The organism is Amycolatopsis sp. NPDC004368 (assembly GCF_053602515.1).
This window is the reverse complement of record NZ_JBSGDT010000005.1, coordinates 1-13412: the sequence shown is the minus strand read 5'-3', so window position 1 is coordinate 13412 and position 13412 is coordinate 1. Positions and strand designations below refer to the sequence as shown.

The window sequence follows — 13412 nt, the reverse complement described above, 5'->3', positions numbered from 1 at the left end:
GAGCTTGGCGGGATTTGTTTCCAAAATTGATCGGATCACCGTGGTAGAGACGTCGGCCGATGGTCCCTCCGTCCGAGCCGAAGCGCACGCCCGTTTTTCCTTGGCACACCGTGTCTTCGGTACCGATTCGACCGAACCCGTTGAAAACCGCGCCGGGTCGTGACTTGATGGCCCCGACCCTTCGACGCGGTGAACGAGGTGAGGATGCCCAAGCGGATCGTCGTCTGCTGCGACGGCACGTGGGATTTCGCGGACCTGGCCGACGTGGGCGACGGCCACACCCCCGCGCCGACCAACGTCACACAGCTCGCGCTCGCCGTGGCCCCGACCGACGAAGCGGGGACCGAGCAGCGGGTCTTTTACCAGTCCGGAGTCGGCACGAAGCGCCAGAAGCTGCTCGGCGGCGCGTTCGGCGTGGGGCTCTCGCGCAACGTCCGCGACGCCTACAGCTTCCTGGTCCGGACCTACGAACCCGGCGACGAGATCTTCCTCCTGGGCTTCAGCCGCGGCGCGTACACCGCCCGCAGCACGGCCGGGTTCATCCGCAACTGCGGCCTGCTGCGCCCCGAGCACCAGCACCGGGTGAAGCAGGCGTACGGGATCTACCGCGACCGTTCGGACAAGACGCACCCGCGGGCCACGGAGATGGCCCTGTTCCGCAAGACGTACTCGCACGAGCCGCGGATCCGGTTCATCGGCGTGTGGGACACCGTCGGCGCGCTGGGCGTCCCGCTCACCGGGTTCTGGCCGTTCGACGTGTTCAACCGCCGCTTCCAGTTCCACGACACGGCACTGAGCTCCACCGTCGACGCGGCCTACCAGGCGCTGGCGATCGACGAGCACCGCAAGCCCTTCGCCCCGTCGGTCTGGGCACCGCCCGCCGAGGGCGTGACGCACCACGTGGAGCAGGTCTGGTTCGCCGGCTGCCACGGCGACATCGGCGGCGGCGGGCAGGCGAAGCACGGCCTGTCCGACCTCACGCTGCGCTGGATCGCTTCCCAGGCGCAGACCTGCGGCCTGGCCCTGACGCCCGGCTTCGGCCCCGAGCCCGACGCACTGGGCCCGATCCACCCGTCCCGCACGGGCTTCTACCGCCTGCTGCCCTCGATGACGCGCGGAATCGGCACCACGGACCCGAAACACGAGTACGTCGCCTCCAGCGCCCTCACCCGCCACAAGCTCGCGGCCGACTACGCGCCGCCGAACCTGGTGGGGTACCTGGCGTTGGACGGACCGGTCATCCCGGTGGAAGGCTGACGCCTCACCCGAGTGCCGCGAGCTCACCCGACTTCAAGTCCTCGTCACGGACCTTCGCGCGCCCGTCCACCAAGCGCTGCAACGCGTCCCCGTCGTCCCACTGGTTCACGTTCACGGCCGCGTGCACCTCGCCCTCCGGGCCGACCCAGAAGGCGGTGAAATCGCGCGCCGCGAGGTCGCCGCGCACCACCAGGCGGTCGCGGTCGAGGTCGGCGAGGCCGCGGTACTCCATGCCCAGGTCGTACTGGTCGGAGAAGAAGTACGGCGAATCCAGGTACGGATTGTTGTCCCCCAGCAGGTTGCCGGCGACGTGGGTGCCCTGGGTGCGCGCGGTGGCCCAGTGCTCCACGCGCACGCGGCGGCCGTAGCGGGGGTGGAAGTGCGACGCGATGTCGCCGACGGCGTACACGTCCGGGGCGGCCGTGCGCAGGCCCGCATCGACCGCGACGCCGCCGTCGGTGGCGAGTTCGAGGCCCGCGGTGTGGGCGAGCTCCACCCGCGGGGCGGCGCCCACGGCCACGAGCACCGCATCGGCGAGCAGCTCCTCACCACTGGTCAACCGCACCCCGCGGACGCCGCTCGCGTCACCGGTGATCTCGGCGACGCGCTCGCCCAGGCGCCAGTGCACGCCGTGTTCTTCGTGCAGGGTCTGGAAAACCCCGGCCAGCTCGGGGCCGAGCACCTTTTCGAGCGGCCGGCGCGCCGGCGCCACCACGGTCACCTCGGCTTCGTGCGCACGCGCGGCCGCAGCGGCCTCCGTGCCGATCCAGCCGGCGCCGACGATCACCACGCGCTGCGCGTCGACGAAGGCCGAGCGCAGGCTCAGGGCGTCGTCGAGGGTGCGCAGCAGGTACAGACCGGGAAAGTTGCCGCCGGGCGCGGGCAGCGGGAGCGGGCGCGACCCCGTGGCCAGCACGAGCCGGTCGAAGCGGTGCTCGCCACCGGCGTTGTCGAGCACGAGCCGGGCGCCGAGTTCGAGCCGCGTGGCGGTGAGGCCGGAAGCGAGGCGGATGGCGTGGGCGGCGTAGAAACTCTCCTTGTGCACCCAATCGGGTTCATCGGCCGTGCCGAGCAGCACCCCCTTCGACAGGGGCGGCAGCTCGTAGGGCCGGTGCCGGTCGGCGCCCATGAGCAGCAGGTCACCGTCGAAGCCCTGCTCCCGCACCGCGGCGGCGGCCGACGCCCCCGCCAGACCCGCCCCGACGATCACGATCTTGTGCGGCTGGGCTCTTCCGGTTTCCTGGGCCATCCCGCCACCCCCGACTCCGCGTTGCCCGGACGCTACTCCCGTTCTACTGGCACCACATCCCCAGGTGAACGGGCCCACTGGTAGGCAATTCGGGTGAACCCGCGTAAGAGCCGCGTGAGGCGCCGGTCCCACCCCCGCACGAAGCACGACCGCAAGGCGGAATCGGGAGGGCGAGAGCCGTGACAGACCGGGACGAGTGGTCGATCGGCTGCCGGGACCTGGCCGGCAGGCGCAGGGACGTGACGGTGTTCGTGAGCAGCGACGACAAGATCGTGCTCGTGGCACCGCCGGGCGAGGCGGCCGTGCTCGGGCCCCTCGACGTCGGCCGGCTGCGCGCCGCCCTGCGCGACGCCGTGGTGGCCGTGGCCCACCACCCGGAGTGAGAACCCACTGCTTGTTTGCCGGGCTTCCCTGCGAAGTACCTGGTCGCGCAACTCCCGCGGCTCCCCGGCACGACCACCCACCCGGTCCCCACCGCGCTCCACCCCGCCGCGGCCATCGTGCATCCTTGAGCCGTGGAACCGCCCGGCGATCAGCTGTCCCCCTCGGCCGATCGCCCCACCACGCCCGGATCGCAACCACCGCCACCGCAACCACAGCGCGATCTCGCACGCCCCGGCGGAGCCGTGGCAATCACTACAGCTTGGGTGCTCGTGCTTGCCGTGGCGACGGCGTGGCGTGTCGGCCGGTTCGGTTTCCACCCCACCGACCAGGGGTTCATCCTCGCGCAGGCGTGGCGCGTGCTGCAGGGCGAAGTGCCGCACGCCGACATCATCTCCGCGCGTCCGCTCGGCTCCGCGATCCTGCACGTGGTCGACTTCGCCTTGCCCGGGCCGCTGTTCTTCGCCTCCAGCTGCCTCGCGATGGTGCAGATCGTGCTCACGACCATCGCGTTCGCCGTGCTGGTGATGCGGCGCCCGGTGCGGTCGTGGGGCCCCGGCCGCACCGCGCTGGTCGCGGCGGCTGCGCTGCTGAACCTCAACGCGTTCCCGCTCATGGCGTGGCACACGATCGACGGGATCATGCTCACCGCGTGCGGCGCCTGGGCCCTGGATTCGGGCCTGCGCAAGGGAAATCCGTGCGCCCGGCTCGGCGGCCTCGCCTTGCTGGGCACGGCGGTGTTCGTGAAGCAGAGCTTCGTGCTCGCCGCGGTGATCGGACTGGTCTGGACCTTGTGCCACCCGAACCGCCTGCGCCGCCTCGCCGCTGACCTGGTGGCGCTGGGCGCGTTCGGGATCGCCTACGTAACCTGGGTCACGGCGGGCGGCGGCTTCGGAGACCTGGTGGGCCAGCTGACCGGCGGGGCGCCCGCGTACGGCGAACGGCTGCTGGGCCTCTGGCTGGCGGATCCGCAGGTGCTGCTGCAGCCGCCGGTGCGCCAGTTCACGTTCTTCGCCGCGATCGCCGTGGTGCTGGTGGTGCTGCGGCTCGCGGGCGAGCACCTCGGCGCGGCCGGGTGCGTGTTGTCCTGGCTGCTCGCGCTCGGCGGCGCGGCGGCCGTCGTCTGGACCGTGGTCGACGGGCGGTTCACGGCGTCGACGCGCTGGGCCGACGTGCTGTGGTGGATCCTCGCCGTGGCCGTGGTGGTGCACACGCTGGTGCGGCACAAGGTGTCCTGGGCCGGGCTCCTCGTGCTCGCGACGGCGTTCATGACGAGCCTCTCGTGGGGCAACGACACCCCCACGCTGCTCACCGGCTCACTCGCGCTCTCCGCGCTGCTGCTGCTGCTGGGATCCGTCGTGCCGGACCTCGCGCCGACGCTGCGCCGCACGTGGGTCACGGCGACGGCGGGGCTCGCGACCGTCGCGTTGTGCGGCTGGGCGGTGGTGGCGCACCACGACGAAGCCGCGTACCAGGACCTCTCTCACGACCGGCTCACGGCCGACCTCGGCACCCTCAGCCCGGCGATGCGCGGTATCCGCACCAACCCCTCGACCTACGCCTACGTCGCCCAGATCCGCGACTGCCTGCAGCGCTACCCGGCCGCGCGCGTGGCCGTGCTGCCCGACAACCCGTTCGTGTACCCGGCTTTCGGTCTGCACAACCCGTTCCCGCTCGAGTGGCCGCTGCCGTTGGAGATCGTCGGCGACGCGCCGCACCGCATGCTCGCCACCACCGACGACCTCGACCGCGAGGGCGGCTACCTGGTGCTGTTCGAAACGGTGTCGAACGAGACGCTCGCGCACGGCGGGCCGGTGCCGGCCCAGGTCGCGCCGGACGCGCCCACCATCGACCACCTGGGGCTGGAGAACGCGCTGCGTGCCCGGCTGAGCGGGCGGCCGGTGGTCTGCGGGAGCTTCGTCGGCAAATGGGCGCGCTGAGCGTCAGTCAGCCGGTTCAGTCAGCCACGGTTCAGTCGGCCACCGCTCAATCGAACACCGTTCAATCGGACAGCGTTCAATCGGACAGCGTTCAAACGGACAGCGTTCAATCGGACACCGTGTCGTCGGGGGAACCCGCGGCCAGCGTCGCCAGCACGCCGAGCGCGGCGGCCAGGGTTTCCTTCGGGGGCGCGGAAACCGCGAGCCGCACGGCGTTGGGCGAGTGGCCGGGCAGCACGGCGAACGACGCGGCGGGCGAGAGCGCGATGCCGTGGCGCGCGGCCGCGGCCACGAACGTCTCCGCCCGCCACTGCTCCGGCAGCTCCCACCAGCGGTGATAAGCGGCGCGGTCACCGACCACGGTGAACCCGGCGAGTCGCTCGTCGAGGATCGCGGCGCGTTCGGCGGCGTCGGCGCGCTTCGCGGTCTCGACCTCCGCCAGCGCGCCGCCGGTGATCCAGCGCGTGGCGGCTTCCATCGCGAACCGCGTGGAACCCCAGCCACCCGAACGCACCGCCCCCGCGAGCCGCGCGGTCCAGGCGGCGGGCGCGGCGACGAAGCCCACGGTGAGCCCGGGCGCGACCCGCTTCGACAGGCTGTCCACGAACACCGTGCGCTCGGGCGCCAGCGCGGCGAGCGGCTCGACGTCGGGGCGCAGGAACGTGTAGATGCCGTCCTCGATCACCGGCAGGTCGAGGCGGCGCACGGTGTCGGCCAGCTCGGCACGCCGCGCGGGCGACATGGTCGGGCCGAGCGGGTTCTGCAGTGTCGGCTGCACGTACAACGCGCGGACGGGCGCAGCCGCGTGGGCGGCTTCGAGCGCGGCCGGCACGAGACCGTCGGCATCGGTCTCGATCGGCACGAGCTCCGCGCCGAGCCGCACGGCCAGCGCTTTCACCACCGGGTAAGTCAGCGCTTCGACCGCCAGCCGCTCGCCCATCGGCACGAACGCGGAAATCGCCGCCGCGATGCCCTGGCGGCCGTTGCCCGTCACGAGCAGCGTCGCGGGATCCGGTGCCCAGCCGCCCCTCGTGAGCAGTCCGGCCGCGGCTTCGCGCACGGCTTTCGTCCCTGCGGCGCCCACGGGGTGCAGCGCGTCGGTGAACACGTCGGCGCGCAGCAGCGGCTCCAGCGCGTACGCGAGCTTCGCGGATTGGCTCGGTAGCACGGCGAAGTTGAGTTCGAGGTCCACGCGCGCTTCGCCGGGCTCGGCCAGCGCGGGCTCGGGCGCCGGGCGCGCGGCCCGCACGAACGTGCCGCGCCCGACCTCGCCGACGGCCAGGCCGCGGCGGATCAGCTCGCCGTAGACGCGGGCCGCGGTGGAACCGGCGATCCCGCGGTCACGCGCGAAGCGGCGTTGCGGTGGAAGGCGGTCGCCGGGCCGCAGCCGGCCCGTTTCGATGTCGGCGGCGAGCTCGTCCGCGACGACGCGGTAGTCGTCCATCGCCACCTTCGCTCACGCTGGGACTTCTCGTCCGCATGATGACACCGGCTGGTCACGTTCGGCGAATGCGACCTACGGAACTCCCCGAACGAGGGTCACTAGGTTAGCCTAACCTGTGTGGAACAGACGATCGCGGAAGCACCGAGCCTGGCCGAACCCCGTCTGCACGCCGAGTCGCTGACCCTGGCGTACGACGGGCGCACCGTCGCCGAAGACCTCGGTGTGGTCATCCCGGACAAGTCGTTCACGGTCATCGTCGGCCCCAACGCGTGCGGCAAGACCACGCTGCTGCGCGCGCTCGCGCGGATGCTCAAGCCCCGCAAGGGCTCCGTCTACCTCGACGGCTCGGTGATCTCCAGCTACGGCGCGAAGGAGGTCGCGCGCCGCCTCGGCCTGCTGCCGCAGAGCTCCGTGGCGCCCGACGGCATCACCGTGGCCGACCTCGTCGCACGCGGCCGCTACCCGCACCAGCGGCTGCTGCGCCAGTGGTCCCGCGACGACGCCGCTGTGGTCGCCGAGTCGATGGCCGCCACGGGTGTGTCGGACCTGGCCGAGCGGCTCGTGGACGAGCTGTCCGGCGGCCAGCGCCAGCGCGTGTGGATGGCCATGGCGCTGGCCCAGCAGACGGACTTGCTGCTGCTCGACGAGCCCACGACCTACCTCGACATCGCGCACCAGATGGACATCCTCGACCTGTGCGCGCAGCTGCACGCCGAGCAGGGCCGCACGCTCGTCGCCGTGCTGCACGACCTCAACCACGCCGCCCGCTACGCCACGCACATGATCGCGATGCGCGACGGCCAGGTACTCGCCACCGGCACGCCCGAGGAGGTCGTGACGGAGGAGAACGTGGAGAGGATCTTCGAGCTGCCGTGCCGCGTGATGCCGTGCCCCGAGACCGGCACGCCGCTGGTCATCCCGAAGGTGCACCGCGGCCGCTAGGTTGGCCTGGTGACCCGCGAACTCTGGAATGCAGTCGACAGCTACCTGGCCGAAGCCCTGATCCCCGCCGACCCGGTGCTCGACGCCGTCCTCGCCGAGTCGGCCGAGGCCGGGCTGCCGGCCATCGCCGTGTCGCCCACCCAGGGCAAATTGCTTCACCTGCTGGCCCTGACCGCCGGCGCGCGCTCGATCCTCGAGATCGGCACGCTCGGCGGCTACAGCACGATCTGGCTCGCCCGCGCCCTGCCGCCCGGTGGCACGCTCGTGACCTGTGAGTACGACCCGCACCACGCCGCCGTGGCCCGGACCAACCTCGACCGCGCCGGCTTCGGCCCCGACGTGGCCGACATCCGCGTCGGGGCCGCGCTCGACACCCTGCCGACGCTCACCGGGCCGTTCGACTTCGTGTTCATCGACGCGGACAAGGCCAACCTCGCCCCGTACGTCGAGGAAGCCGTGCGGCTGTCCCGGCCGGGCACCACGATCGTGGTCGACAACGTGGTGCGCGACGGCGCCGTGCTCGAAACCACGAGCACCGACCCGTCCGTGCGCGGCGTGCGGGAGATGTTCGCCGCCCTCACCGGCGACGACCGCCTCGACGCCACCGCCATCCAGACGGTGGGCGACAAGGGTTACGACGGTTTCGTACTCGCTCGCGTGCGCTGAAGCCCGGTTGGTGAAGGCCTTCCCGAAGGGGCCCTTCACCACCCTGGTTTCAGCGGCCGGGCGGCGCCGGCTTTCGCTCGTCCACCGGCGGCAGGGCCGTTTTCTTCGCATACGGCGGGTCGAGCCCCAGCGTTCCCGTGCGCGGCTGCCCCTGATCGGCCCGCACCATGAACGCCTGCCAGATGTCCGCCGGCACGGTCGAGCCCACCAGCTTCTGACCCTTGGCGTCGAACAACCGGCGTTCGTCGTCGGACCCGACCCAGACCGCGGTGGCCAGCTGAGGCGTGAAGCCGATCGCCCAGGCGTCCTGGTTGTCGGCGGAGTTGCCGTGCTGGAACTCGCCCGTGCGCAGGGCGGCGGGGCGGCCGTCGGGCAGGAACGTCTGCAGCACGTTCGTCACCTGCGCGGCCAGTTTCGCGCTCACGCCCCGGTCGTCGGAGAACGCGGGGTGCGGCGAATCGTCGTGCTGCCACACCACGTCACCGTTCTGGTCGAGCACCTTGTCGACCAGGTGCGGCGTCGCGCGCATGCCGTTGGCGGCGAAGGTGCCGTACGCCCCGGCCAAGTCCAAGGGCCGCAACGGATACCGGCCGACGGCGATGCCCGAGCCGATGAGGTAGCCGTCCTGCTCGCGCATCGTCGGGGTGCCGTCGACGGCGTCCGGGATGCCCGCGGCCCTTGCCGCCGCACTCACCGCGTCGGCGCCGACACGTTTCGCCAGCCCGATGTAGGGCGTGTCGGCGCCGGAGGTCATCGCCGTGCGCAAGGTGCAGCGCGCCGGGCATTTGGGCGGGTACTCGAAGTTCTCACCCAGGAAGTTGAGGGTGCCCGGTGCATCGACGGGTTCGTCGGGACTGGCGCCGGCGAGTACGCCCGCGGTGAGCGTGAACGGGTAGAACGCCGAACCCACGGCGTGTTCCGTGCCGGCGTAGTCGCGGACGCCGTTGTCGCCGCCGTCGTAGGCGCGCACCGCACCCGTCGCCGGGTCCACGGACACGAGCGCGCCCCGGAACTCCTTCGGCTCCCCCTTCAGCCGGCCGGCCAGCGTCTCGCGGGCCGACGCCTGCGCCTTGCGGTCGAGTGTGGTCTGCACCACGAGATTCCCTTGCTGCAGGCGGGAAAGCGAGAAGCCGTCCTGTTCGAGCTCGCTGAGCACCTGCTGCTTGACGTGGTACTCGTCGTAGCTCAGGCTCGCGCGGGTTTCCGACGGCGGCAGGATTTCCTGGCCCGGGTACTTCATCGCGGCGGCGTCGGCGCCGCTGACGTAGCCGCGCTGCACCAGCTTGTCGCGCACGTAAGTCCAGCGTTTGGCCGCGTGCGCGTCGCCCGACACCGCGGGGTCGTGTACCGAGGGCGACTGGATCATGCCGGCCAGGAACGCGGCTTCGCTCCACGTCATCGAGTTGTCGAGCGGGCGGCCGAAGAACGCGTTCATCGCCGCCTGGGGGCCGAACGTGCTGCGGCCGAACGAGATGATGTTGACGTAGCTGGTGAAGATCTGTTCCTTGCTCTGTTCCTGCGTGATCTTCGTGGCGAGCACGAGTTCCTGGAGCTTGCGATCGAGCGTCGCGTCGTCGTCGCCGGTGGATTTCTTGATGTACTGCTGGGTGATGCCCGAGCCGCCGCCGACGCCGGTGAGGAACGCGCGGCCGATGCCGGTGGGGTCGAAGCCCGCGTTGTCCCAGAACGTCGGGTCTTCGGTGGCGATGATCGCGTCACGCAGCTTCGCCGGCACCTTGTCGTAGGGCACGAAGGAGCGGTCGCCGTCGGCGGGCAGCACCTTGAGCAGTTCGCTGCCGTCGGAGTACTTCAGCTCCACGGTTTTGTCCAGCGAGGCAAGCACTTCCTGCGGACTGCGGACGTCCATGAGCAGGTAGGCGACCCAGAACGCGATCAGCGGCAGACCGACGAAAACACCGAAGCAGCAATACGCGATCCGGCGGATCTTGCGCCACCGACGGCGACGGCGGGCACGGGGTTCGTCCGGGGGCTCGTTCGTGGCACTGCTGGTGACTCCGTCCGTCTCGCCATCCGTGTCGGGTTGCACGACTGGTCGACGGCCGGACGGGCGAAAAGGTTGTGCGGTCCGGTGAGAAATTCACCCCGCGTCAGGACAGGAACGCCCTCAGCAGCGACGCCGTGCCCTCGATGTGCTCGGCCATCGCGTGCCGCGCGGCCACGGCGTCGCCGGCGAGGATGGCGTCGACGATGGCGGCGTGCTGGGCGTTGGAGTGCTCCAGGTTGGGCTCGAGCAGGGGGATGCGGTCGAGCAGCCGGTTCACGCGCGTGCGGGCGTCGGCCACCGCCGTGGTGAGCGAGCTCGACGCCGTGACCTCGGCGATCGCCAGGTGCAGGCGGGAGTCCTTGCGCCGGTAGTCGGGCAGGTCGGCGGCCGCGGCTTCGGCGAGGGTGCTCTTGAGGTGCTGCCGGTCGGCCGGGCTGAGCGTGCGCGCCGCCGCGGCCTCGGCGGCGCCCGTCTCGAGCACGTGCCGCAGGCAAAGGGCGTCTTCGAACGCGGCGGCGTCGATTTCCCCGGTCTGCTGGGGTTCCGGCAGGCTGGCTTGCACGAAGGTGCCGCCGTACCGCCCCCGCCGCGACTCGACGTAGCCGGCGTCGGCCAACGCCCGGATCGCCTCCCGCAACGTCACCCGGCTCACGCCGAGCCGCTCGGCCAGCTCCCGCTCCGACGGCAACCGCTCGCCGGCGCCGACCACCCCGAGGCGAATGGCCTGCAGCAGGCGTTCGACGGTCTCCTCGAACGCATTGCCCGCGCGCACCGGTCGGAACAGCGCCTCGTTCGCGCTCACCACCGACGTCTCCACGATTCGAAGTCTAAGCCCGGCCGATTGCAGAGACTCATTTGCAAAGGATTCTCTGCGGTGTAGTGTTCCTCCCATGAGCTTCTCCGACCGCACCGAACGGATCCTCGACGCACGCACCCTGCGCGCGCTCGCCCACCCGTTGCGAATGCGCCTGCTGAACCTGTTGGAACAGGACGGCCCGGCCACGGCCACCGGCCTGGGCAAGCGCGTCGGGGAAAGCTCCGGCACCACGTCGTGGCACCTGCGCCAGCTCGCCGAGGCCGGCCTGGTCCTGGAGGACCCGGAGCGGGGTTCGAAACGCGAGCGCTGGTGGAAGGCCGCCCAGGACATCACGACCATCCGCATCGCCGACTTCGCGGGCGACGCCGAGCTCGCCGGACCGGTTTCGTCGTTGCTGCACCAGCTCGTCGTGCAGCGCTACGAGGAAGAGGCGCAGTTCGTCGCCGAACTCCCGCGCTGGCACGAACGGTGGGAGCACAACGCCACCATGGCCAGCAACCAGCTCTCGCTGACACCCGAAGAAACCCACCGCATGAACACCGAGATCAACGCGGTGATCGACCGCTACCGCCGCCCCACCCGTCCCGGCGACGACTCGGTCGTCACGCACTGGGCCGCTTTCCCCCGCACCGCGCACCCCGAACCCGCCGAACCTGCCGAATCCGCCGAGGAGTTTCAATGAACCCGCACGACTTCACCGAGCAGTTCGTCCTCGCCCGCCAGTCCGAGCTCCGCGCATCGGCTGCGCATCGCCGGCTCGCGCGCTCGGCCGCTCCCCCACCTTCGCAGACCACCCCGTCGGCCCGCGAACGCCTCGGCTGGCTCCTCGTCCACGCGGGCCTGCGCCTGGCCACCTCCCGCGGCGAACACCCGCGGATCACCTTGCCGGCTTGACCGCCGATCAGGAAGCAGCCGGCACCTCACGAAAGGTGGGACCCTTCATCCCGAACGGTCCCACCCGGCACATCTCAACCCCGCCTCAACACTCGATGACGTTGACCGCCAACCCACCTCGCGCCGTTTCCTTGTACTTCACCGACATGTCCGCCCCGGTCTCGCGCATCGTCTTGATGGCCTTGTCCAGGGTGACCACGTGGCTGCCGTCGCCGCGCATGGCCATGCGGGCGGCGTGGATGGCTTTCGAGGCACCGACCGCGTTGCGTTCGATGCACGGGATCTGCACCAGACCGCCCACCGGGTCACACGTGAGGCCCAGGTGGTGTTCGACGCCGATTTCCGCGGCGTTCTCCACCTGGGCGGGCGAACCGCCGAGGACCTCGGTCAGCCCGGCGGCCGCCATGGCCGAGGCGGAGCCGACTTCACCCTGGCAACCCACTTCGGCACCCGAGATGGAGCCCGTCTGCTTCAGGATCGAGCCCAGGGCGCCGGCCGTCAGCAGAAACGTCACGATGCCGTCGTCCGAGGAGCCGCGGAGGAAGCGCTGGTAGTAGTGCAACACGGCCGGGATGATGCCCGCGGCACCGTTGGTCGGGGCGGTGACCACGCGCCCGCCGGCGGCGTTCTCCTCGTTCACCGCCAACGCGTAGAGGCTCACCCAATCCATGGCGTACAACGGATCCCCGACACCGTCTTCGGCGATCAGCTTGTCGTGCAACGCCTTCGCCCGCCGGGGGACCTTCAACCCGCCCGGCAGCACGCCCTCGTGCGCGATGCCGGCCGAGACGCACGAAGCCATCACCGACCAGATCTCCAGCAAGCCCTCGCGCACCTCGGCGGCCGAACGCCACGAGAGCTCGTTCGCCAGCATGATCTCGCTGATCGGCAGCCCGGTGGCCGCGCAATGGCCGAGCAGGTCGGCGCCGGTGCGGAACGGGTACGGCACCGGCGTCGCGTCCTCGACGAACACCGCGTCCGTCTCGTACGACTCGTCGCGCACGAAACCGCCGCCCACCGAGTAGTACGTCCGCGAGCGCAGCTCCTCCGACGACGCCCCGAACGCCTTGAACACCATCCCGTTCGGGTGCGCCGGCAACGACTTGCGCCGGTGCATCGTCAGGTCGGTGTCCTCGTCGAACGCGATCTCCCGCACGCCGCCGAGCAACAGCTTCCCCGAAGACCGGATCTCGGCGACGCGTGAGGGCACGGTCTCGGTGTCCACCGACTCCGGCCGCTCTCCCGCGAGCCCCAGCAGCACCGCCTTGTCACTGCCGTGCCCGAACCCGGTCGCGCCGAGCGAGCCGAACAGTTCGGCCTGCACCCGCGTGACCTGGTCCAGCACGCCGGAATCGACGAGACCGTCCACAAAGGTCCGCGCGGCCCGCATCGGGCCGACCGTGTGGGAGCTCGACGGCCCGATGCCGATGGAGAACAGATCGAAGACGCTGATCGCCATTGACCCGCCCCATCCCTCTAGTGTCTGGCCAGCAGGGAGCTGGCCTCCTGCGCGGCAGGCCCCTGGTCGGCGAGGTGGGCCAGGTTCTCCGGCAGCTCCTCACCCCGGTGAGCCTTGGTCTGCGCGTACAACCGGCCCGCACGGTAGGACGAACGCACGAGCGGACCCGCCATCACCCCGGCGAACCCGAGCGCCTCAGCCGCCTGCTGATGCGCCACGAACTCCTCCGGCTTCACCCACCGATCCACCGGGTGGTGCCGCGGCGACGGACGCAGATACTGCGTAATCGTCAAAATCTCACAACCGGCCTCGAACAGATCCCGCATCGCCGGCACGACCTCATCAGGCGTCTCACCCA

The 13412-nt window shown here is 71.1% G+C and carries 12 protein-coding genes and 1 pseudogene; 7 read left to right on the top strand and 6 right to left on the bottom strand.

Annotated elements, in window-relative coordinates:
- Positions 1-204 precede the first annotated feature (204 nt).
- A complete protein-coding gene (locus ACWEOE_RS09970) occupies positions 205-1257 on the top strand; it encodes a DUF2235 domain-containing protein (RefSeq protein ID WP_452006554.1) in 1053 nt (350 codons plus the stop codon).
- Between the two features lie 4 nt (positions 1258-1261).
- Here the strand turns inward: ACWEOE_RS09970 and ACWEOE_RS09965 are convergent, their stop codons facing one another.
- A complete protein-coding gene (locus tag ACWEOE_RS09965; protein WP_452006551.1) occupies positions 1262-2506 on the bottom strand; it encodes an NAD(P)/FAD-dependent oxidoreductase in 1245 nt (414 codons plus the stop codon).
- 179 nt (positions 2507-2685) lie between these two features.
- Here ACWEOE_RS09965 and ACWEOE_RS09960 point away from each other — a divergent pair, with 179 nt between their 5' ends.
- Positions 2686-2889 (top strand): hypothetical protein, encoded by a 204-nt coding sequence (locus ACWEOE_RS09960; RefSeq protein ID WP_452006548.1) that lies wholly within the window; start codon positions 2686-2688, stop codon positions 2887-2889.
- 243 nt (positions 2890-3132) lie between these two features.
- Positions 3133-4827, top strand: coding sequence for a hypothetical protein (locus ACWEOE_RS09955; RefSeq protein WP_452006545.1), 1695 nt, complete (start codon positions 3133-3135; stop codon positions 4825-4827).
- Positions 4828-4933: 106 nt separating this feature from the next.
- On the opposite strand, the gene ACWEOE_RS09950 is transcribed toward ACWEOE_RS09955, so the two are convergent.
- Positions 4934-6271: an aminotransferase-like domain-containing protein gene (locus ACWEOE_RS09950; protein ID WP_452006543.1), complete on the bottom strand. Its 1338-nt coding sequence runs from the start codon at positions 6269-6271 to the stop codon at positions 4934-4936.
- A gap of 117 nt (positions 6272-6388) precedes the next feature.
- Between ACWEOE_RS09950 and ACWEOE_RS09945 the strand changes: the two genes are divergently transcribed.
- Positions 6389-7213: an ABC transporter ATP-binding protein gene (locus ACWEOE_RS09945; protein ID WP_452006540.1), complete on the top strand. Its 825-nt coding sequence runs from the start codon at positions 6389-6391 to the stop codon at positions 7211-7213.
- A 9-nt stretch (positions 7214-7222) separates the two neighbouring features.
- The gene (locus tag ACWEOE_RS09940) at positions 7223-7879 is read left to right on the top strand and encodes an O-methyltransferase (RefSeq protein WP_452006538.1); all 657 of its coding nucleotides are present in this window, start codon (positions 7223-7225) and stop codon (positions 7877-7879) included.
- Positions 7880-7928: 49 nt separating this feature from the next.
- On the opposite strand, the gene ACWEOE_RS09935 is transcribed toward ACWEOE_RS09940, so the two are convergent.
- Both ACWEOE_RS09935 and ACWEOE_RS09930 read right to left on the bottom strand, forming a co-directional pair.
- Complete coding sequence (locus tag ACWEOE_RS09935; protein ID WP_452006535.1) at positions 7929-9926, bottom strand: transglycosylase domain-containing protein; 1998 nt, start codon at positions 9924-9926, stop codon at positions 7929-7931.
- 61 nt (positions 9927-9987) lie between these two features.
- Positions 9988-10704: a FadR/GntR family transcriptional regulator gene (locus tag ACWEOE_RS09930; protein WP_452007230.1), complete on the bottom strand. Its 717-nt coding sequence runs from the start codon at positions 10702-10704 to the stop codon at positions 9988-9990.
- 70 nt (positions 10705-10774) lie between these two features.
- Between ACWEOE_RS09930 and ACWEOE_RS09925 the strand changes: the two genes are divergently transcribed.
- The gene (locus ACWEOE_RS09925) at positions 10775-11383 is read left to right on the top strand and encodes an ArsR/SmtB family transcription factor (RefSeq protein WP_452006532.1); all 609 of its coding nucleotides are present in this window, start codon (positions 10775-10777) and stop codon (positions 11381-11383) included.
- Positions 11380-11595 (top strand): hypothetical protein, encoded by a 216-nt coding sequence (locus ACWEOE_RS09920; RefSeq protein WP_452006529.1) that lies wholly within the window; start codon positions 11380-11382, stop codon positions 11593-11595. Before ACWEOE_RS09925 ends, ACWEOE_RS09920 begins: the two co-directional genes overlap by 4 nt.
- 85 nt (positions 11596-11680) lie before the next feature.
- On the opposite strand, the gene ACWEOE_RS09915 is transcribed toward ACWEOE_RS09920, so the two are convergent.
- Positions 11681-13054, bottom strand: coding sequence for an L-serine ammonia-lyase (locus ACWEOE_RS09915; RefSeq protein WP_452006526.1), 1374 nt, complete (start codon positions 13052-13054; stop codon positions 11681-11683).
- 17 nt (positions 13055-13071) lie between these two features.
- Positions 13072-13412 (bottom strand): annotated as a pseudogene (locus tag ACWEOE_RS09910) (lipoyl synthase); the annotation flags it as partial.

Excerpts from the sequence above, each read along its gene's own strand:
- ACWEOE_RS09970 (WP_452006554.1), top strand. The coding sequence starts at position 205 with ATGCCCAAGCGGATCGTCGTCTGCTGCGACGGCACGTGGGATTTCGCG.
- ACWEOE_RS09965 (WP_452006551.1), bottom strand. The coding sequence starts at position 2,506 with ATGGCCCAGGAAACCGGAAGAGCCCAGCCGCACAAGATCGTGATCGTC.
- ACWEOE_RS09950 (WP_452006543.1), bottom strand. The coding sequence starts at position 6,271 with ATGGACGACTACCGCGTCGTCGCGGACGAGCTCGCCGCCGACATCGAA.
- ACWEOE_RS09925 (WP_452006532.1), top strand. The coding sequence starts at position 10,775 with ATGAGCTTCTCCGACCGCACCGAACGGATCCTCGACGCACGCACCCTG.
- ACWEOE_RS09920 (WP_452006529.1), top strand. The coding sequence starts at position 11,380 with ATGAACCCGCACGACTTCACCGAGCAGTTCGTCCTCGCCCGCCAGTCC.
- ACWEOE_RS09915 (WP_452006526.1), bottom strand. The coding sequence starts at position 13,054 with ATGGCGATCAGCGTCTTCGATCTGTTCTCCATCGGCATCGGGCCGTCG.